The sequence below is a fragment of the Streptomyces sp. NPDC002680 genome, from assembly GCF_042889145.1.
Taxonomy (GTDB): domain Bacteria; phylum Actinomycetota; class Actinomycetes; order Streptomycetales; family Streptomycetaceae; genus Streptomyces; species Streptomyces adonidis.
In genome coordinates, this window is the sequence record NZ_JBIAQP010000001.1 from 41,951 (window position 1) to 60,728 (window position 18,778).

17 protein-coding genes and 4 pseudogenes are annotated in these 18,778 nt (G+C 69.9%); 9 read left to right on the forward strand and 12 right to left on the reverse strand.

What is annotated here, in order from left to right:
* Window positions 1–447 precede the first annotated feature (447 nt).
* The 4 genes from ACFYXF_RS00175 to ACFYXF_RS00190 form a co-directional block, all read right to left on the reverse strand.
* Entirely contained in the window at window positions 448–1,662 is a 1,215-nt protein-coding gene (locus ACFYXF_RS00175; protein WP_389346402.1) for an SGNH/GDSL hydrolase family protein, read from the reverse strand.
* A gap of 233 nt (window positions 1,663–1,895) precedes the next feature.
* A complete protein-coding gene (locus tag ACFYXF_RS00180; RefSeq protein ID WP_389346404.1) occupies window positions 1,896–3,419 on the reverse strand; it encodes an FAD-dependent monooxygenase in 1,524 nt (507 codons plus the stop codon).
* A gap of 78 nt (window positions 3,420–3,497) precedes the next feature.
* On the reverse strand, window positions 3,498–4,196 hold the full coding sequence (locus ACFYXF_RS00185; protein WP_389346406.1) for a TetR/AcrR family transcriptional regulator: 699 nt from the start codon (window positions 4,194–4,196) through the stop codon (window positions 3,498–3,500).
* Between the two features lie 498 nt (window positions 4,197–4,694).
* Complete coding sequence (locus ACFYXF_RS00190; protein WP_389346408.1) at window positions 4,695–5,660, reverse strand: helix-turn-helix transcriptional regulator; 966 nt, start codon at window positions 5,658–5,660, stop codon at window positions 4,695–4,697.
* A gap of 95 nt (window positions 5,661–5,755) precedes the next feature.
* Between ACFYXF_RS00190 and ACFYXF_RS00195 the strand changes: the two genes are divergently transcribed.
* Window positions 5,756–6,121: a VOC family protein gene (locus ACFYXF_RS00195; RefSeq protein WP_389346410.1), complete on the forward strand. Its 366-nt coding sequence runs from the start codon at window positions 5,756–5,758 to the stop codon at window positions 6,119–6,121.
* Window positions 6,122–6,276: 155 nt separating this feature from the next.
* On the opposite strand, the gene ACFYXF_RS00200 is transcribed toward ACFYXF_RS00195, so the two are convergent.
* Window positions 6,277–7,098, reverse strand: coding sequence for an SDR family NAD(P)-dependent oxidoreductase (locus ACFYXF_RS00200; RefSeq protein WP_389346412.1), 822 nt, complete (start codon window positions 7,096–7,098; stop codon window positions 6,277–6,279).
* Window positions 7,099–7,198: 100 nt separating this feature from the next.
* Here ACFYXF_RS00200 and ACFYXF_RS00205 point away from each other — a divergent pair, with 100 nt between their 5' ends.
* A complete protein-coding gene (locus ACFYXF_RS00205; protein ID WP_389346414.1) occupies window positions 7,199–7,618 on the forward strand; it encodes a MarR family winged helix-turn-helix transcriptional regulator in 420 nt (139 codons plus the stop codon).
* A 423-nt stretch (window positions 7,619–8,041) separates the two neighbouring features.
* Window positions 8,042–8,737: an alpha/beta fold hydrolase gene (locus ACFYXF_RS00210; protein WP_389346416.1), complete on the forward strand. Its 696-nt coding sequence runs from the start codon at window positions 8,042–8,044 to the stop codon at window positions 8,735–8,737.
* Between the two features lie 149 nt (window positions 8,738–8,886).
* On the opposite strand, the gene ACFYXF_RS00215 is transcribed toward ACFYXF_RS00210, so the two are convergent.
* The 3 genes and pseudogenes from ACFYXF_RS00215 to ACFYXF_RS00225 all read right to left on the reverse strand — a co-directional run bounded on the left by ACFYXF_RS00215 (window position 8,887) and on the right by ACFYXF_RS00225 (window position 10,196).
* The gene (locus tag ACFYXF_RS00215) at window positions 8,887–9,267 is read right to left on the reverse strand and encodes a carotenoid oxygenase family protein (RefSeq protein ID WP_389348432.1); all 381 of its coding nucleotides are present in this window, start codon (window positions 9,265–9,267) and stop codon (window positions 8,887–8,889) included.
* Window positions 9,265–9,711: pseudogene (locus ACFYXF_RS00220) on the reverse strand (aldehyde dehydrogenase family protein); the annotation flags it as partial. The pseudogene ACFYXF_RS00220 and the gene ACFYXF_RS00215, both read right to left, overlap by 3 nt.
* Before the next feature lie 317 nt (window positions 9,712–10,028).
* Entirely contained in the window at window positions 10,029–10,196 is a 168-nt protein-coding gene (locus ACFYXF_RS00225; protein WP_389348480.1) for a hypothetical protein, read from the reverse strand.
* On the opposite strand from ACFYXF_RS00225, the gene ACFYXF_RS00230 reads away from it, so the two are divergent.
* Window positions 10,137–10,682: an SDR family NAD(P)-dependent oxidoreductase gene (locus tag ACFYXF_RS00230; RefSeq protein ID WP_389346418.1), complete on the forward strand. Its 546-nt coding sequence runs from the start codon at window positions 10,137–10,139 to the stop codon at window positions 10,680–10,682. The two genes, ACFYXF_RS00225 and ACFYXF_RS00230, sit on opposite strands and share 60 nt — an antisense overlap.
* 147 nt (window positions 10,683–10,829) lie before the next feature.
* Here ACFYXF_RS00230 and ACFYXF_RS00235 read toward each other — a convergent pair.
* Window positions 10,830–11,119, reverse strand: a pseudogene (locus ACFYXF_RS00235) (transposase); the annotation flags it as partial.
* Between the two features lie 210 nt (window positions 11,120–11,329).
* Here ACFYXF_RS00235 and ACFYXF_RS00240 point away from each other — a divergent pair.
* Window positions 11,330–11,776 carry a nitroreductase family deazaflavin-dependent oxidoreductase gene (locus tag ACFYXF_RS00240; protein WP_389346420.1) on the forward strand — a complete coding sequence of 149 codons (447 nt, stop codon included), beginning with the start codon at window positions 11,330–11,332 and terminating at the stop codon, window positions 11,774–11,776.
* Window positions 11,777–11,856: 80 nt separating this feature from the next.
* Here ACFYXF_RS00240 and ACFYXF_RS00245 read toward each other — a convergent pair whose 3' ends face one another.
* Window positions 11,857–12,816 carry a DUF1152 domain-containing protein gene (locus tag ACFYXF_RS00245; protein ID WP_389346422.1) on the reverse strand — a complete coding sequence of 320 codons (960 nt, stop codon included), beginning with the start codon at window positions 12,814–12,816 and terminating at the stop codon, window positions 11,857–11,859.
* A 154-nt stretch (window positions 12,817–12,970) separates the two neighbouring features.
* On the opposite strand from ACFYXF_RS00245, the gene ACFYXF_RS00250 reads away from it, so the two are divergent.
* From ACFYXF_RS00250 to ACFYXF_RS00265, 4 genes are all read left to right on the forward strand, one after another.
* Window positions 12,971–14,731: a serine/threonine-protein kinase gene (locus ACFYXF_RS00250; protein WP_389346424.1), complete on the forward strand. Its 1,761-nt coding sequence runs from the start codon at window positions 12,971–12,973 to the stop codon at window positions 14,729–14,731.
* A gap of 109 nt (window positions 14,732–14,840) precedes the next feature.
* On the forward strand, window positions 14,841–15,056 hold the full coding sequence (locus ACFYXF_RS00255; protein WP_389346426.1) for a hypothetical protein: 216 nt from the start codon (window positions 14,841–14,843) through the stop codon (window positions 15,054–15,056).
* 139 nt (window positions 15,057–15,195) lie between these two features.
* Complete coding sequence (locus ACFYXF_RS00260; protein ID WP_389346428.1) at window positions 15,196–16,332, forward strand: DMT family transporter; 1,137 nt, start codon at window positions 15,196–15,198, stop codon at window positions 16,330–16,332.
* A 200-nt stretch (window positions 16,333–16,532) separates the two neighbouring features.
* The gene (locus ACFYXF_RS00265; protein WP_389346430.1) at window positions 16,533–17,537 is read left to right on the forward strand and encodes a hypothetical protein; all 1,005 of its coding nucleotides are present in this window, start codon (window positions 16,533–16,535) and stop codon (window positions 17,535–17,537) included.
* A gap of 269 nt (window positions 17,538–17,806) precedes the next feature.
* Here the strand turns inward: ACFYXF_RS00265 and ACFYXF_RS00270 are convergent.
* Both ACFYXF_RS00270 and ACFYXF_RS00275 read right to left on the reverse strand, forming a co-directional pair.
* Window positions 17,807–18,336 (reverse strand): annotated as a pseudogene (locus ACFYXF_RS00270) (zinc-binding dehydrogenase); the annotation flags it as partial.
* Window positions 18,337–18,769 (reverse strand): annotated as a pseudogene (locus tag ACFYXF_RS00275) (SDR family NAD(P)-dependent oxidoreductase); the annotation flags it as partial.
* Between the last annotated feature and the right edge of the window lie 9 nt (window positions 18,770–18,778).

An 18,778-nucleotide genomic window follows, 5' to 3' on the forward strand; every position in this document is an offset into this window, starting at 1 on the left:
CGCAGTGAGGCGTTCGGCTTCGCGCCGAGGGGCACAGGTACAGAGGCTTACTGGAGCAGGATCATCTTGTGGAGCAGTTCGATTCCGGCCTGACCCGCAGGCGAAGCCGGTGATCCCGGGCAGTTGTGCGTCGCGGGGGTGCTGATCCGGTCCGGCAGGTCCGCACCGGTGCTGGGTGAGCACCCGCGCCAAGTGGTGAAATCGTCCACTCACCCGCCGCTGCGTCGACGTCCTGCACGCCATGCTCAAGCACCACACCCTCCGCCGACCCGGGCCGGCGGTGGCGGCGTTCATACAGGGCGGTCGGCCGGGCGGCACCCTGGCGGCCCGCCGCGGCGTTCGGCGTATGCGGTCACCGTGTGTGCCGAACGCCGCGGCGTTGTCGGGTGCGTCCAGGGGGTCGCTCCTTCTGCCGCGAGGTCGCTCAGAAGCCGCCTCGGTCAGTGATCAGTCGAAGAGGGAGAGGTCGACAGACTCCGCGAGGGCCGTATAGCCCGCGTCACTGCCGTGGAGGTGGTCACCCATGTGCAGGTCGCTGCGGATGCGGCTGGGATCGGCGGGGTCGCGCCAGACGGCGTCGAAGTCGAGGACGCCGTCGAAGGCGCCGCTCGTGCGGATCCATGCGTTGAGCTGTTCGCGCGCCTTGTCGCCCTGGGCTGTGTACATTTCCGAGCTGCCGTAGGGGGCGATGGTCGCGGCATGGACCTTCACGCCGTGCGCGTGGGCTCGGGCCGCCAGCTGGAGGTGGGCTGCGATGATGTCGTCGACGTCGACGGGTGAGCCGGGGAACATCGAGAGGAATCCGGCGGTCTCCTCGGTGCGTGGGGCGAAGGAGAAGATGAGGTCGTTGCCCACGGCGATCACCACATGGCTGAGGCCGGGCGTGGCGAGGATGTCGCGATCGAAGCGGGCGAGGGCGGCGGTGCCGATGCCGTCGGTGAGCATGCGGTTGCCGCTGATGCCCTGGCTGACCACGCAGAGTGCCTGTCCGCCGCGGGCTGCCAGACGTTCGGCGAGCCTGTCCGTCCAGCGTCGGTCGGTGCCGGGGGTGGATCCGATGCCGTCGACGCGGGAGTCGCCGATGACGGCGATGGCCCGGGTCGGTGTCTCAGGCTGCACTTCCACGGCCGTGATCAGGGCTTGTGCCGGCAACGGGGCGGCGTCCGCGGGCAGTGACCCGAGGGCGCTCGCGTCGCCGGGGATGAGCCAGCCGAGCGTGTGGAAGGTCCCGTGGCAGGTCGCGGTGTCGACTCGGCCAGGCAGGTAGAGGCTGATGGTCAGCCGGGACAGTGCGGCGGTCCGCAGCTCGATGGGGTCACTGAGGATCGGCGCGCCCGTCGGCACGGTGGCGGTTGGCCGGCCGCTGAAGGTCACCGTGTGATCGCTTCCGTGCTGGACTGCGTCGTCGGTGTCCGTGAGGGCTACACGGGCAGCGCCGATGGTCAGCGGTGCGGTCCCGTACTCATTGCTGATGCGGATACGGATGCGGTGTCCGCCGCCTGTGATACGGACGATCTGCCGCAGCGTCGCGTTCTCGAAAGGCTCGATGCAGCTGACGGAGTTGTCCGGTGCCTGCGGGGAGGCGCCCCATGTGCGAACCCATGCACCTGTGTGCGGGGCCGGACCTTCACGGTTGGAGGGGGTGGTGATGGCGCTGTTCACGTTGCTGCCCTTCGGCTGTCGGGTATTGCGGCGGTGCTTGAGGGTGTTGGTGCGCTCGAGGGTGTTGGTGCTCGACGGGTTCGGTGTCAGGCGGCCTTGCCTGATGCAGTGGAGGTGGCCTGGGCCTCGTTCGCGGTCTTGCGCTCCCGGACCGATGCTCCGGAGCAAGGGAGGTCGATCCGCAGCGGGTGAGCGGCGCCGTGTATGGAACGGGGCGGGGACCGCCGTTCGTTCTAGTTCTGCGGCGCGCCGAACCACTGGGCAGCCGCCTGCTCGAACGCGTCGTGGTCCGGGGCGGGCTCGCTCGCCCAGGCCACGACGCCGTCGGGCCGGATCAGCACGGCATCCAGCCCGAGGTCGTTGCGCGCCGGGCCGGCCGCATAGTGGATCCGGTGTTCCCACCCCTTCGCCGTGACCTGCAGGGCGCGGTCGGTGCTGAAGTCGAGCACGACTCCCCGCCCCTGGCACAGCAGTTCACCGAGGCGGGTGCCGTCCTCGAAGCGGAAGTCCGGGGCGGTGCGGCCGGTGAGGGGCTGTTGGCTGCCCAGGTCGTAGCGGTTGAACAGCCCCGACGTCTTTCGGTACACGTGGGTCGTTCCGTCGGTGGTGCTCATCAGATCGTGGACGAGTCGACGCAGCGCGGGGGCGTTGGGGCCCGGCTTCATGGTCGCGACCTGGGCGCGGGACCAGTCGAGGACGGCGGCGCCGACAGGGTGCCGCTCGGTGGTGTAGGTGTCGAGCAGGCCCTGGGGAGCGGTGCCGCGCACGGTGGCGGCGAGTTTCCAGCCGAGGTTGACGGCGTCGCCGATGCCGAGGTTGAGGCCCTGGCCGCCCAGGGGCGAGTGGATGTGTGCTGCGTCGCCGGCCAGCAGTACCCGGCCCTCGCGATACGTCGTCGTCTGCATCGCGCGGTCGGTGAAGCTGGAGGCGAGATGGACCGCGCTCAGCGTCACGTCGGTGCCGCTGATGCGGCGCAGGACCGTCTGGAGGTGTTCACGGGACAGCGGCTGGGAGCGGTCGAAGGTGCCGCCGTCGAAGTCCATCATGCCCAGGTGCCCTTCGAGGGGCGTGCGCAGATACATGCCGTTCGGCGTCAGGTTGAACCCGAGCGGCAGCTGGTGGGGGTCGGCGAAGGCGACCTTGGCGCTGTAGCCGGTGAACAGTGGCTCGGTGCCGACGAATTCGATGCCGGCGAGCTGGCGTACGGCGCTGCGCCCGCCGTCGCAGCCGACCAGCCAGCGCCCCTGGTACTCCTGGCCGCCTGCCGTGACGAGGACGGATTCGGTGTCCTGCGCCACGGCCGTGACGGGGGCATTCCGGATGGTCTGGGCTCCGAGCGCGGTGGCCCGCTGGGACAGCACCGCTTCGATCGCTTCCAGGCTCGTCATGAACCCCTCCATCGCCGGGCTGGGCAGCCGGGACGGGAGGGCGGCTGTGTCGATGCCGGCCGCGTCGAGCGTCATGCCCGCGAAATGGCTCAGCTCACGGGGGTCGGGCGCCTCGACGGCTTCCGGGTCCGCGCCCACCTTCGCCGGGTTGACTCCCGAAGCCCGCGCCGTCGCTTCCAGGAGGCCGCGGCGGTCGAACGTCTCGGCCGACGCGGCGTTCAGGCCCCGCAGCCCGAGCGGTAACGCTTTCAGGGGCGAGGTGGGTTCGGGGTCGCGTTCGAGGACCAGAACCGAGCAGCCGGACAGAGCCAGCTCGCCGGCCAGGAACAGGCCGACCGGGCCGCCGCCCGCGATCACGACGTCATGCATGAGAGGAGAGGTGTCCTTTCGGGAAACGAACGATGGGGTCACCCGGCCGGATCTGCCGGATCTGTTGGATCGGCCGGGTCAGCACAGGCGGGTGAGGCCGTCGAGGATGACGGCGATGCCGGTGAGGAACTGCTCGCGGTCGTCGTGCTCTCTCATCTGGCCGACGATGGCGTGCATGAACGGGTATGCCTCCGGGTCGAGCTCCTGCCATGCCGTCGACGCCGCGTCGACGAACTCGTCACGGTCCCCGCTGGGGTCGATCCCTGAGGTGTCCCCCTCGATGCGGGCGTTTTGGCTGACGGCTCCGAGGATGTAGTGCACGAGCGTCGAAGCCGCGTCGAACCAGGAGGCCCGTGGCACGCCCAAGGCGCCCACCTGCCCGCCGATCCGCTCGAAAATCCCCACCGTCACCGGGCCGACCGGATTCCGGACGATCTGGAGCGTCAGCCGCGTAGCGAGCCACTGATGTGCGGCGATCGCGTCGAACAGGGCCAGCGCGACGACACGGATCTCGTCCCCGGGCGTGGCCGCGGTCCCGGCGGGCCGGGTCGCCAGCGCCGCACCGATCACGGTATCCGTCGCCGTGTCGAGCAGCTCGTCACGAGTGCCCACGTGGTAGTAGATCGCCCCGGAACCGGTCGACAGCCGTTCGGTCAGCGCCCGGATGGTCAGCGCGCCCTCGCCGCCGGTATCGAGCAGCTCGACCGCCGTGTCGATGATCTGTTCTCGGGAGAGCACCTGGTTGCGCCGCTGTGGTCGGCGTGCTCGCGTCATCATGCCTCGATGCTGCCACATTTGGTGCAGCGATCCAAATTGGTGCGCCGCACCAAAGTGGCGTACGGCCCCACTTTGGGAACAGTGCGCCGACGTGTTGGTCGGCCGGCTCCTGCCGCAGAAGCAAGAGGCGTCACACACCACGTCACGATCATCGGAGCCGGGATCGGCGGACTCACACAGGCCCGCGCCCCGCACATCCACGGCCTACAGCACCGACACCCAGCGGCAGCGGGGTCGCGCTGCTCTTCCTGAGCATCATCGCCGGGGGGATGCTGTGCGGGCGCCGAGTGCGGCGCGGCCGTGAGCGTGGCCTGCTGGTGCGACACCGACCACGCGACGCATGAAGTCGATGCACTCCACCTGATCATCAACAGCGAGCCATCACTGAGCCAGGCGTTCCGGGCCGGCGTCGACCGGCTGACGGGCTGGCTGGCTGGCTGGCAGACCCTCGCGATGCGGACTACTGGCGTCTCCGGGCCGGCCTCTAGTTGTTGCGGGTCAGGGAGTTGGTGACGGCGCATAGTGGTGGGCAAGACTAGTGGCGAGGTCGCGGAGGTGAGCCCTGGCTTCGGTGGGGCCGTGCACGGTGATGGCGTTCCCGAACGGCAGTAGTGCTCGCACGTCCTCCAGATGCAGGAAGCGGATCGTCACCTTGCGGCCGGTGACGGATTCTTCATGGTCGTCCGGGACGAGTCGTAGGCCGAAGATCCGTTGCGCCCGTTCGATCTGGGTCTGGTCGATGGTGGCGCTGACCTCTATCGCGTGGTTGTGCTCCCACTGATCAACGAGCGCTGCGGCGACGGTGGCCAGGGTCTGGCTCTCGCGGATCCGTCGTGGCTGGTCGACTTCTTTCCACGTCGTGATCCGTTCGAGCCGGTACATCCGTGGCACTCGGGCACAGTCGGCGACGAGGTACCAGATGCCGGCCTTGGCGAACAGCCCGTAGGGATCCACGACCAGGTCGCGCGGGTATGACTCGCGTGGGCTGTCGTACTCGATCCGCAGCCTGCGGCCCCGCCGCACCGCGCCGATCAGCGAAGCCGGAGCCGTGCCGGAAGCCCGTGCCTGACCCCAGGGACGGCTGTCCACGTGCACCACGTCGGTCAGCGGCAGGAGCTCATGAACCCGACGCGGCCGTGCAGCGGCGAACTTGGAGAGCGCGCGCCGGCTTTCGGCCGATGCGTCGAGCTCCGCACGTTGCCTCTCGTCCAGCCCGGTGAGCGACAGATGATCACGCTCGCCCGGTGTGAGGCGCGTGAGGTCGGGCCCGGACCCGGGCAGCATGGTCACGCCTCCGAGGCGGCCCCGGTGTGCGGTCACCGGCAGACCGGCGTCGCGGAGCCAGTTCAGGTCCCGGGTGATGGTGCGAAGGGACACCCCGAGCGCCGAGGCAAGTTCCTGTGTGGTCACGGCATCCCTCGATGCGAGGAGCAGCATCAGGGTGAAGAAGCGGTCTGGGGTCACCCACCAATTTTTTCAGGAATTGCGACACGATGCGGCGCATATCCCGGTCAGGCTGGCGGATGCGTACCTACCACCTGCGAGAAGGAACTTCCCACATGACCGCATCCGTCGTGTCCATCGTCTACGTGAACGACGCTCCCGCCGCAGCCCGTTTCTACGGCGACCTCCTCGGCATGAGCCCCTCGTTCGAGACTCCGGGATACATCACCTTCGACCTCGGGCCGGGCGCCGACCTCGGTGTGTGGTCCGGCCAGTTCGAGGATCTGTCACCGGACGTCCCGCGCACCAGTGAGGTGTGCCTGGCCGTCGACGGTGGACCCGACGAGGTCAACGCGACCTTCGAGCAGTGGAAGTCCAAGGGGGTCACGATGCTGCGCGAGCCTCAGGATGCGGGGTTCGGGCTGACCTTCCTCGCAGCCGATCCCGACGGGAACCGTATCCGCGTCGCACCACGGGGCTGAAAGGCCGCAATGCGGCAGGCGCGCACGACAGGTGTCGCGCCTGCCGTCTGCCCGCCGAGAAGGCGCAGCAGCCGGGAGCCGGCCGTCGCCTCAGCATGCGGCACACGGTCACCGGGGCGGCCTCGGGGCGCGGGCAAAGGGCCGGCCGGGCGAGCTCAGCCCACCCACGCGGTGGTCAGCGTCTGCACGGCCGAGCCGTCGAGATCCCTGAGCTTCGTCGCGGCGAAGGCGCGCGCGGCGTCGGAGGTGAGCACGCGGAAGGCGGGCCGCTCGGCCGCGAGCAGATCGACGATCCGCCCTGCCACGTCCTGCGGCGTCTGCGCACCGGCGAAGGCACCGCGAGTGCGGTCCAGATAGGCGGACAGGGCCGGCGCGTACGGCCCGGCCTGCTCCAGCACCGTGTCTGCAAGACCCACGTTGCTGATGAACTCGCTGGCCACCGCGCCCGGCTCGACCACACTCACTGCCACACCCGCCATGGCCGCGACCGGCGCGAGGGACTCCATGAAACCCTCGACCGCGAACTTGGCGGCGCAGTACGCCTCGTTGAAGGGCTGGCCGATCACCCCGCCGACGCTGGTCACCGTCACCACACGCCCCCTGCCCGCCCGCAGCAGGGGCAACGCGGCCTTCGTCACGTGCAACACGCCGAAGAAGTTGGTCTCCATGACGGCGCGTACGTCCTCGACGCTCTCCTGCTCCAGGGTGCCGATGTGGCCCGCGCCGGCGTTGTTGACCAGCGCGTCCAGCCGGTCGACGCCTGCCAGGCATGCCTCGACGGAGGCCGGATCAGTCACGTCCAGGGCGCGGACGTCGACGGTGACTCCTGCTTCCTGCGCCGCCGCCACGAGCAGGCCCGCCTTGGCCGTGTCCCGCATGGTGGCAATCACCCGCCAGCCGCCGCGCGCGGCGGCGACGGCGGTGGCCAGGCCGATGCCGGAGGAGGTGCCGGTGATCAGGACGGTCTTGGTACTCATCTGTGGTGACTCCAACTTGCTTATACAAGATAACTAATATGAGTCATAAGTATGTGGCGTGACATTTCAGCCTGTCAAGCACCTCGGTACGCTGGACGCCATGTCCAACCCGTCGGATGAACTCACCAGGGAGATCGTCGGGCTGTTCGCAGCCGTCCATCGCCGCTACACCCAGGAATCCGAGGCCGCCGCCGCGACCCACGACCTCACCCCACTCCAGGCCAAAGCCCTGCTCGCCGCAGAAGACCCGGTCCCCACACGCCACATCGCCGACCGGCTGCACGCGGAGCCGTCCAACGTCACCGCGATCATCGACCGGCTGGAGTCCCGGGGCATGGTCGAACGCAGCCCCGACCCCGGCGACCGCCGCGTCAAACGCGTCGCCGCCACCGACGCCGGCCGCACCGTCGCCGACGACCTGCGCGCCCGCATGCCCTTCGCCGCCGAACCCCTGGCCCGACTCACCACGCAGCAGCGCGAGAGCCTGCGCGGACTCCTCCAACTGGTCCTGGAGGCATGACGGCAGCCAGCAGACTGCATCCCCTTGCTCGACGGACAGCACGCAGCCGCCTTCGAACGAAACGCAGGTGCGGACCCCGAGGCATTACAAGGTGACCACCGATCGACTGCCATGACCTGGACCGCCCCGCCCGGCTCGGGACCGCCGCCCTCGGCTCCGTCGCCGAGGGCGAGGCCGTGAAAGGCGAGGCCGCGGAGAAGACGAGCGGCGGTATGCACCGGAGGCTGCGTCGAAGCGCAGTCGTCCGGGATTGCCGCCGGCTGCGGCGAGGAGCCGGGCCGCGGATTCGGGACTGACCCCAAAGACAGCCAGCAGGTCCGGGCCGGCTTCGGCAGCACATACCCCCTTGGTCTGCCGCGCCCCTCCACAGCAGAACTGAATTCAATTATGGTTCGGGGGGCATCATTGACGAGGAGGTCAATCATGGCGTTCGTCCTCATCCATGGGGCAAGCTTCGGCGCGAACTGCTGGGACGAGCTGATCCCCCATCTCCGTGCGGAAGCGTTGGCGGTCGACCTTCCCGGGCGCGGGAGCCGGGCCGGAGCCGACCTGGGCACGGTCACCCTCGCGGACTGCGCCGACGCGGTCCGCGAAGACATCGAAGCGAAGGATCTGCACGACGTCGTACTGGTCGGCCACTCCTTCGCGGGCGTCACGATCCCGCGAGTCCTGGACCTCATACCCGACCGGATCCGCCACGTCGTCCTCGTGTCGGCCGTGGTACCGCCGGACAGAACCCGGGTACTCGACCAGATCGACCCCGCAGTACGGGGTCTGGTGGAACAGTCCATCACCGACGGCGTCTACCACCAGAACCCCGAGGGCGCCGCCGCCATGCTCTGCAACGACATGGACGAGACGACCACCGCCTCCACCCTGGACCGACTGGCCGACGACTCGGCCGCCCTCCTCAGCGAGACCGTGGACCTGAGCGGCTACCAACGCCCGATCCCCCGAACCTACGTGCACCTCACCCGGGACCAGTGCTACGTCGAGGAACTCCAGCAACGATCCATCGCACTGCTCCACCCCGACATCATCGACCTCGACACCGGCCACATGGCCATGATCAGCGCGCCCGAAAAACTCGCCACCGTCCTCAACACCATCCACGACTGATGGAGCCAGCGCGGCTACCACGGCGATCACCGCCTGGCAGCACGCGGGCAGGTGCGGATGGCGAACCCGCCCGTCGGCCGAGTCGAGTCCGGCGCCTATCCGGCGGATCAGGTCATCGGCGCCGGATCACCCGAGCCCCGTCCCGCCGGTCAGGCAGAGTCCGGCGGACACCCAGCCTTATCAGGCGTCTCCCCCGTGGGTCGCGATGGCCCGGTCCAGGGTGTGATGGTCGGCCCAGCTGCCGTGGAAACCGAAGGGCACGCGGTTGGGGAGCTTGACCCGGCCCAGGGGGCGCGGCGCAGGTCGGTTGCGTCGTGTATGAGGAGTTCGCTGAGGTTGGTGGCGCGGTTCCACCACAGAGTGAGGAGGCAGCCGTCGTCCTCGGCACGGGCGTTCTCACGGGTGACGAAGACCGGTTCGCCGGGACTGGTCACGCCGTCGGGGCCTTCGACGACGGTGGTGCGGTCGAGGTGGCGGCCGCCGGCCACGCAGATCCGGCCGGCGTGCGCGAAGGAGCCCCAGGCCCCCACCGAGGCGGCCTTGTCCAGGTCGACGTCGTCCACCACGACCAGCGCGGAGTTCCCGCCCAGCTCCAGGTGGACGCGCTTGAGGTGGCGGGCAGCGAAACCGATGGCGCGTCCGGCCCGGGTGGAGCCGGTGAACACGATGACGAGAACCTGCGGATGCTCGACGACCACGGCACCGACAGGCGCGCCGCCGGCCAGGACATGCAGCACACCGGGCGGCAGGCCCGCCTCCTCGAAGACACGGGCGAAGACGACACCGCTGATCGCGGTGCGGGGGCCGGGCTAGAAGACGACCCCGCTGCCGAGGGCGAGCGCCGGGGCGACCGCCCGCATGGCCAGAGTGACCGACACGGCGAACCGGGCGATGACACCGACAGCTCCGACGGATTTGCGGCGGGCGAACGACAGCCGCTCCTGTCCCGAACGCAGCAACTCACCGTAGGGCACCCCGACGAGGACTGCGCCCTCGTGGCGCTCCTCCGCCCCGCCACTGGTGACCTGGAGAGAAGATGCGGCCGGCCCAGGTGCTGTTGTTCAAAAAGCGTCATCATGTCCCGTTCCGGTGGGCCGGCGGTCGTGGTCGGCCTGCTGCTTCAATCAGGGGTACGTCCGATCGCACGGGGGGTCCGGCTCGGTTCTCCAGTCCGAGCAAGGAGTCGGCCGCCAGCACACCCGGGCTGGCCGCGAAGACCAACAGGCATGCCGCGGGAAAGAGGAAGTCGGCCTCGGCTCCGCCCGCTCCCCGGGGATCGGGGGACGAGCGGTCAGTGGCTGGGCAGGGCCTTGGTCTTCGGGGCCGCGTTGTCCGTCTGCGCGACGGTGATGCCGTCCTCGCTGTCCAGGCCTGCGGGCGCATCTGCTGCGGTGCGGTGGTGCAGGGCGAGTACGGCGACGAGCGCGGCCACCAGGCTGGCGCGGGCGCAGATGTACACGCCGAGGTCCAGGCTCGCGTCGGCAACGTGGAGACCATCCCGCTCGACGAGTTCCAGCGCGTGTTCGACACCAACGTCACCGGCGCTCTGTTAGGCATCCGCGCCGCCGCCCCTTCCATGCGCAAAGCCGGCGGCGGCTCGATCGTCACCATCAACTCCGTCGCCGGTCTCGCCGCCGCACCCGAACTCGTCGCCTACAGCAGTAGCAAATGGGCCCTGCGCGGCCTCATGCGCGCAGCCGCCAAGGGCCTGGCCCGGGACAACAACCGTGTCAACGCCGTCCACCCCGGCATCATCGAAACTCCCCTCGCCCGCCACCCCGACGGCACCCCGATCGTCCCCGTCGACGACTTCGCCATCCCCCGCAACGCCACCCCCGACGAAATCGCCAACTTCATCCTCTTCACCGCCTCCGACAAAGCAGGCCCCGCCACGGGCGCCGAATTCGTCGCCGACGGAGGCTTCACCCTCGGCTCCCTCACCTAGGTTCTGTCCGGCGGACCATGACCGAGCCACAGCCTGATGGCTGCGGTGGTGACTGTACTGAGGTCGTCGCGCCGGGTGCGCGGGTGTCCGCTGTGGGGGCGGGAAACGCGGATGCGGCTGAGGACCTCGATCATCTGTGTCGAGTCCACCGACCATGCTCCAGTCGATCCGGCCGACCAGGCCGGCGTCCGTCTGGACAGCCATGAGGATCCGGTCCCACGTGCCGGCCGCCGACCACCGCCGGTGGCGCTCGTAGACGGCCTCCAGCTGTCGAAACGCTCGGGCCGGTCACGCCACGGTATGCCCGTGCGGACCCGGAACAGGATCCCGTTGAGCACCGTGCGGTGGGCCTTCCACCGACCGCCACGCCGTCCCGGCCCGCGCAGATACGGCTCCAGCCGCACCCACTCCACGTTCGTCGGATCACCCCGCCCCACGCCGAGACCAACGAGCCGGCGACCCGCCAGTCACATGATCCGCCGGACAGAACCTGGCGCGCAATATGCTTCTTCGCCTGGGAAGTGCCTCCGGCCGGAGCGGGAGCAAGGATCTCGACGGTCCTTGTTCTTGCTGGTGAGGAGCGCTTTTCGTTTGGGTGGTCGCCCGTCGGGCACCACTGTTGATGACGTGCGGATGGGGTGGATGCGATGCCTCTTGAGGGCGAGTACGGGCCGAGTCCGGCGCAGTGGATCCGCGATCAGGTCGAGTTGTACGAGAGTTCGGGCGGCACGCAGGGAACGACGCTCTGGGACACGGGCCTGCCCGTCGTCATTCTCACGACGCGCGGCGCGAAGAGCGGAAAGATCCGCAAGATCCCGCTGATGCGGGTGGAGCACGAGGGGCGGTACGCGGCCGTGGCCTCGAAGGGCGGCTTCCCGCGTCATCCGGTCTGGTACTTCAACGTCATCTCCGATCCGCACGTGGAGCTCCAGGACGGGGCCGTACGCCGGGACATGACGGCCCGTCAGATCACCGGGGACGAGAAAGCCGAGTGGTGGGAGCGCGCGGTCGCCGCGTATCCGCCCTACGCCGAGTACCAGGAGAAGACCGACCGCGTCATCCCCGTCTTCGTACTGGAGCCCCCACGCGAGTAGGACCCGACGCTTCTTCAAGGGCCTCAACAAGCAACGGACAGGCGAGGCCGGCGAGATGGCGCAGCGCGCAGACCTGGTCCCTAGTGCGGGAAGCGGCGCGGTGGGCGAGTGACTATGGCTTCGCGGAACTCGGCAATGCGCGAATGGACTTGGCGCATCAGGTGGGTGTCCTCGATCCGGTCCAGGTAGAGGCAGCGGGCTGCCAGACCCGGCAGGTCGAAGGCGAAGTACAGGGACATCAGCGGATTCACGAACAACTCGCTGCCCCGGGTGCGGTCAGTGAACCGGACGTCGCCGAACGAGCCGCGCACGGCTGCCGCGATGGAACCGTTCACGATGCTGGGGTGCTCCGGAGTGTGGTGCTGAGCGTGTGTCACCGCGTCGAGGTAGAGAGCGCCCTCACGAGTGGCACGGGGTATCGAGAAGGCGCCGAGGTACGCACCGTCGCGCTCCAGCGCGGCGATGTTCTCCAGTACCTGCACATGGTTCACGCCGTGGTACGCGTCCACACCGAAGCCGACCGAGACGACGAGTCGGGTCGGTATGCCGTCCAGCGCGGCCAGCGCCGCCACGCTGGCCAGGTCCTCTTCCGGAGTGCCGAGCCCGGCTTCGTCACCGCGCATCAGAATGTCCGTACCGCCGTCGACCAGCACCACGGCGTCGACGCGGTGCAGATCGATCAGTGCCTGGTAGGCGGCGCGCAGCGGACGTACCCCGGTCTGGGGGAAGGCGTACACAGTGGACGGGTAGTCATGCCGGCGCAGCCACTGGGCAAGGGTCCGCTCCGGGAAGTAGCTCTGGTGCAAGGCGGATTCGGGAGTGATCGCGGCCAGGTCGGGGGCGACCCAGTCATCGATCGGAAGACCATCGAGGGCGCTGAAGGAGAGGTTCGCGAGATACACCTGCTTGCCCTGGTGCGAGAGCGCAAGAGCCAACGGCAGGCCGGAGTAGATGTCGAAGCCGCCCCCCGCGCCCGCCACGAGGATCCGTCCGGCATCGGCAAGCCGAGCGAAAAGTGGGTTGGAGTCCAGAGACGTCATGACGATCATTGTCCCGGGACCCGGCACCAGGCGCTCCCGAGTTCCCGCCGCCGGTCCTTGGGCGGCGCAGCCGCCGCGGGCCGGGTTCTGTTCGAACCGGTAATGTCGCCGCCGCACAGAGCGAGCTGACGCACACGGGGAGATCGGGGCACGGATGCACGTCCTGGAGCCGGGGGATCCGCGGCGGATGGGGGACTTCACGCTGGTCGGCAGGCTGGGTGCCGGTGGTATGGGCCAGGTCTTCCTGGGACGTTCCGCGGGCGGGCGGGCCGCGGCGGTGAAGGTGGTCAGGGCGGAGCTGGCCGAAGACCCCGAGTTCCGGGCCAGGTTCCGGCAGGAGGTCGCCGCGCTGCACCGGGTGGGCGGTGAGTGGACGGCGCCGATGCTGGGCGCCGACCCCGAGGCCGCGGCACCCTGGGTGGCCACCGAGTACGTGGCCGGGCCCTCACTGCAGCAGGTCGTCGAGTCGGGCTACGGGCCGCTGCCCGAGGCCACCCTGCATTCCCTGGCCGGGCGGCTCGCCCGTGCGCTGCGCGCCATTCACGGCGCGGGCCTGGTGCACCGTGACGTGAAACCGTCGAACATCCTGCTGACCGTCGACGGCCCGCGCGTGATCGACTTCGGCATCGCCCGGGCGCTCGACACCGTGGCGGGCAGTCTGCGTACCTCCACCGGGGTCGTGCTCGGCTCCCCCGGTTTCATGTCCCCGGAGCAGGTGCGCGGACAGCGGGTGACGCCTGCCGCGGACGTGTTCAGCCTCGGCTCCGTGCTGGTGTACGCGGCGACGGGGCGGCTGCCGTTCGGCTCCGCCGAGTTGGGGCCGCACGCGCTGATGTTCCGTATAGCCGAGGAGGAGCCGGACCTCACCGGGGTGCCACAGACGCTGACCGGTCTGGTGACCGCCTGCCTCGCCAAGGACCCGCAGCGGCGGCCCACGGCCGAGCAGCTCGCCGTCCTCATCCGCACCGACGAGGACGGCCCGTGGCTGCCCGCGGAGCTGCTGGCTGAACTCGGCAGGCTCGCCGCCCGGATGCTCACCGCGGAGACACCGCCGCAGGGCTCGCCGGCGACGACGCGGTCCAGGCGGCGGTGGCGGCCGGTCCTCGCCGGAGTGGTGGCACTCGCCGCGGTCGCCACGGGCACGGCCCTGACGCTGCTCGACGACGGTGAGAAAGGTCCCTCGACGGGCGGCTCGGCCTCTCAATCGGCGTCGCCGAGTGCCGAGTCGGGCATTCCGGACGAGTTCGTCGGCGCCTGGGAAGGCGTACTCGACGGCGATCCCGCACTGCCGAAACGGGTACTGCGGCTGGAAATCTCACCGGGCAGGCCGGGTGACAAAGTCGCCGCGTACATCGACACCGGCGGCGATCTGCAGTGCACAGGACGCGGCAAGCTGGTCTCCGCCGATGCCGACACGCTGGTCGTCGGCAAGGGCCAGGTGACCGCGGAGGTGCCGCAGGGACGGTGCACGCCTCTCTCCCAGCAGATCCTCAAGGTGCGGTCGCAGGACGTACTGGTGTGGAAGTCCGGCGGGCTGACCGCCGATTTCCACCGGTCGGCCGGTGGACGGGACGCGGTGCCGGACCAGTACGTCGGCGTCTGGGTGCCGGCTGACGAGACCTATCGCGAGAAGGAGTTGATCCGGATCACGCAGGGCCCGGTCGGTGGCCGCCTGGTGCGGATGTCGGTCACGGCGGCCATGGATGACGGCACGGAGCAGTACTGCGACAGCACCTTCGTCATCGGCGCCGTCTCCCCGGTGCTGGCGCTCAGCCCGGCGGCGTACACCACGGAGTCGGGCAAGGGCTGCCGCCAGCCCGACTCGGTCTCCTTCACTGTCGGTCGCGACGGCCATCTACTGCTGTTCAGCATGGACGCGGACGCGGAACCAGGAGAGTACGTGCGAAAGTCCTGACCGCCTCGCCGGACGGCAGTGGATCACTCACCTCGACACCTCTGGGGCCTCGGACGTTCTGCCCCGGCAGCCGTCAATCGTCAGCGACAGCGTGCGGTACCTGCTGGGCGTGGAGCCCGATGCACCCCGGGTCCTCTCGGCCCGGATCCGGCCCGCGTTCGGAGTGCTCGGCAAGATGAGCGGCGCCGCTCCCCTCGGCCTCTCCGTGGTCGGCGCCGTCGACAACTTCATGGACCGAGGGGCGGCCCTGCGGCGACCGGCAAGGGGACTCGTCCTTGTTCCAGGTCCGTCCTCGGGGGCACCGCCACCGTCCCGGCGGGCATGATCACTGTCCTGCGGGGCTCTTCAGCCGCTGAGGCCTTGCCCGGCTCCCGTACGGGCCGGTGAAGTGGGGCCAATCCCCCACAGCGCAACGGCGGTATCAGCACGTGAAACCCAGGTTCGACCCGCTGTCCATAGCGGCCATGACAGTCACCGTCGTCTCCATCTCGGCCACGGCCCCGCTCACCGCCTACGCCACCGCCTCACCACTAGCCATGGCCTTCTGGCGCAACTGCCTGGGCTTCGCCGTGCTCGGGCCGTTCCTGCTCCTGCTGCGCCGCCGCGAGGTGGTACGGGTCGCACGTGGTGAGCGCGGCATCCTGCGCCGGGAGCAGTGGCGGCCCCTGGTGTTCGGTTTCCTCGCGGCCACCTCGCTCGCCCTGCACTTCGCGTCGTTCATGACGAGCACCCGGCTGACCTCGGTCGCCATGTCGACGGCGCTGGTGGCCACCCAGCCCGTCTGGCAGGCTCTCATCGCCGCGGGGCAGGGCGTACGGGCGTCCCGCAGGACCTGGGCAGGGCTCGCGCTGTCCGTGGTGGGTGCGGCCGCGGCCGCCGGTGTCGACATTCAGGCGGGCGGTGCGGCGCTGATGGGCGATCTGCTCGCCCTCCTGGGGGCGATCGCCCAGGCCGGGTACACCGCCTTGAGCGAGAAGGCCCGCGCGGATGTGAGCACCCCGCTGTACTCGACGTTCACCTCGCTCGTCTGCGGGGTGCAACTCCTCGCCGTCTGCTGGCTGGCCGACATCTCGCTGACGGGTTTCGACAGATCCACCCAGCTGTCGCTGCTCGGGCTGCTCATCCTTCCCCAGATCCTGGGGCTGGGTTCGCTGAACTTCGTCCTCGGCAGGACCTCGGCGACGACAGCGAGCGTCCTGCTCCTGCTGGAGACCCCCGTGGCCGCGCTCGCCGCCTGGTGGCTCATGGACCAGAGCATCGAACCGGCGACCGTACCGGGCCTCGCGCTGATCATCATCGGCGTCACCGTCGTCGTGACGAGCGACAGCGCGGAACAGCCTGACGACCACGTCATGGCCGTACCGCCGTATCCGGCCTACGCCCCGCACATCCCCCGACCGCACACCTCACCACAGACCCTGACACTCCGGCGTACCGCCGCCGAACAGGACCCCAGAGTGCAATGGGCGAAGCACCCCGCACACGAGACCCCCACCCTCACACTCGCCTACCACGGTGCGGGAGCCTTCGACACCCTCACCCTCCGTTGGCAAAGACCACCCGCGAAAGAGGACGAACCCATCGAGCCCGCAGCTCGATAGGACCGCTACGGCCCTGCCGCGGCCCCGAGTCACCTGCGGGTGGGGCCGGAGCCGAACTGCTCCATCTCGTGGACGGCCACCGGGTGTTCGCGGACGCGTCCGCGCCCGTCCTGTCGGCGTACGATGCCGATCCGCTGTCGAAGAGCGGGCTTCGACACCGGTCCCGGAGGACCGGCTCCGTGACGAGAGGGACTGTTGTCGTGGATCACATCAAGGCGATCTCGCTTCAGGAGGCCGATCAGGCTTTCGGGGTCCGGTCGCTGTTTCACCTCGACAGGCAGGACGACGACGCGGAAGTCGTCGTCCTCCGCGGCGGCACGTCCCTGGAGAACCTGCCGCTCGACTTCTCCCACCTCGATGCCTGGTCCGGACTGACGAAGGCTCACCCGGGCATGTTCCTGGGCGTGGTCGTCGAGGGAAGCCTCGCCGTCGCCGACTGGATCACCAACTGGGAATGGGATTTCGGCCCCTTCCTCCTGGTGCGGGGAGACGTGAGGGCGAAGAACTTCGCCACCGCGGGCAGCGAGGTCGTCATCGAGGGCGACCTGCACGTGGCCCAGACTCTCGCGGGTGTCTACAACCACGGCCACACCGTCATACGGGGCGACACCCGCGCCCAGGTCGTCCTGACCGCGGAGCACCTGACCGAGTTTCATGGCCGCCTGCACGCCGAACTGGGCATCGCCGGAAACTTCCTCAGGGTCGCGGGCCCGGCGAAGGTGCAGGTGAACGCCTGGTCGGGGTACGTCTGCGACCTCCAGGGCAATATCCTGCCGGACCTCGGTGCACGGTCGACCCGAGCGTTGCGTGCCCTGGATCCCGAGTTCTGGGACCTCGACAGCAGGACCATCCTCAAGGCGATGGAGGCAGGGCGGTCCCTGCTCCGGGCCCCCGGCCCCGCGCAGCCCGACCCGAGCGCGCCCGAGACCCCGGACGAGGCGATCCGGGGCGTCCTGCGGCTGGCCGGGTGCAGGGAGCACGACCGCTGGGACGACGGCTTTGTCGTGGGCCGGGACGCCTCGGCGATCGAGGTGTACTTCTGCGAGGCAGACGAACCGGACGCCCCCGGTACTCCCGGCGCGCCCGAAGCGCTGGACCCCGAGGCGGAGTTGCGCCGCTACGCGAAGGTCCTGAGCCGCGCCGGGTACCGGGTGGCCGTCGATCCTCACGACGAGGACGTCCTGCGCGTCGGCATCGGCAGCTGAGCGGTGCAGCACGGCACCATGTGCCCGGTGGTCCGCTTCCGGCCCCGTCGGTGAACCGAAGGCGGCCTTGCGGGCCAGGGGTTCGTGGCCGGGTGAGAGCCGTCCCATGGCGGCCGGTGCCTGGCCGCGTTCGGCGGTGGGCTTGCTCCGCGGCGGGGCTGAGGACCGCTCGGCCCAATCGGCGGCCCCATTCCCGCTCGTCGCCGACGGACGCGGCGCCTGTCCACGCGTCTGCATGTCGGCCAGGAGGCGATCCGCCCGCGTTCCTGGATCGCGACCAGTTCGGCGCGGGTGCGGCCGGTGGAGCCGAGGATGCGCTGCTGGGGGTAGAAGACACGGCCGAGGCCGGCGGTCGGGTCGGTGCCGCTGGTGACTCCGGCGATCACGACGGTGCCGCCGGGACGGAGTGACTTCAGAGAGTGCGACCAGGTCGCCTCGCCGACCGTCTCGATGACGTCGTCGACCCGCTCGGGCAGCCGCTCGTCACTGGGTACGGCTGCGCGGGCGCCCCAGGTCAGGGCCTCGGGGCGTTTGGTCTCGCTGCGGCTGGTGGCGTACACGACCGCGCCTGCCGCCACCGCGAGGCGGATCGCGGCGGAGGCGACCCCGCCGCCCGCGCCCTGCACCAGCACCCGGTCGCCGACGGTGATCCCGGCCTGGGTGAACAGCATCCGGTACGCGGTGGTCCAGGCGACGGGCAGGCAGGCGGCCTCGACGAGCGACAGCCAGTCCGGCTTGGGGACCTGTTGCGGCCCGGACCCGTGAGGTACTCCGCGAAGGCTCCGTCGTGCTGCTCGGAGGCGCCACTCCCCTGCTGCCGCATCTGCCGCAGTTCGTGCTTCTGGGCGGCCCAGAAGCCGCGCGGGTTGACGGCGTTGACGCGGTCGAAGTTCTCGGCCGTCTCGTCGGCCGCGTCACTGGGTGGGACCTGGATGCCGGCGTTGTCGAACGCCATGTCGAGGCGGCCCTACGTCGCGACCACGCGGTCTACCGTCACGGCCGCCTGCTCCTCGTCCGTGACGTCGCAGGCGACGCCGATCGCCCGGTGACCGGCCGCCGTCAGCTTTTGCCGCGTGCTGTACGGCCTTCTCGTCGATGTCGGCCAGGACGACGGCGGCACCGGCCTCCGCGAAGGCCCGGGCGGTGGCGAGGCCCATGCCGGAGGCCGCGCCGGTGACGAGGGCCACCTGCTCGTGGAAGTCGAGGTCGGGGTCATGAGAGGGGGTTCCCATCGTGGGTCG

Bases quoted from the DNA above. Each gene is read 5' to 3' on its own strand.
- ACFYXF_RS00180 (WP_389346404.1), bottom strand. From the start codon at position 3,419: ATGCATGACGTCGTGATCGCGGGCGGCGGCCCGGTCGGCCTGTTCCTG.
- ACFYXF_RS00185 (WP_389346406.1), bottom strand. From the start codon at position 4,196: ATGATGACGCGAGCACGCCGACCACAGCGGCGCAACCAGGTGCTCTCC.
- ACFYXF_RS00195 (WP_389346410.1), top strand. From the start codon at position 5,756: ATGACCGCATCCGTCGTGTCCATCGTCTACGTGAACGACGCTCCCGCC.
- ACFYXF_RS00200 (WP_389346412.1), bottom strand. From the start codon at position 7,098: ATGAGTACCAAGACCGTCCTGATCACCGGCACCTCCTCCGGCATCGGC.
- ACFYXF_RS00205 (WP_389346414.1), top strand. From the start codon at position 7,199: ATGTCCAACCCGTCGGATGAACTCACCAGGGAGATCGTCGGGCTGTTC.
- ACFYXF_RS00210 (WP_389346416.1), top strand. From the start codon at position 8,042: ATGGCGTTCGTCCTCATCCATGGGGCAAGCTTCGGCGCGAACTGCTGG.
- ACFYXF_RS00240 (WP_389346420.1), top strand. From the start codon at position 11,330: ATGCCTCTTGAGGGCGAGTACGGGCCGAGTCCGGCGCAGTGGATCCGC.
- ACFYXF_RS00245 (WP_389346422.1), bottom strand. From the start codon at position 12,816: ATGACGTCTCTGGACTCCAACCCACTTTTCGCTCGGCTTGCCGATGCC.
- ACFYXF_RS00250 (WP_389346424.1), top strand. From the start codon at position 12,971: ATGCACGTCCTGGAGCCGGGGGATCCGCGGCGGATGGGGGACTTCACG.
- ACFYXF_RS00260 (WP_389346428.1), top strand. From the start codon at position 15,196: ATGACAGTCACCGTCGTCTCCATCTCGGCCACGGCCCCGCTCACCGCC.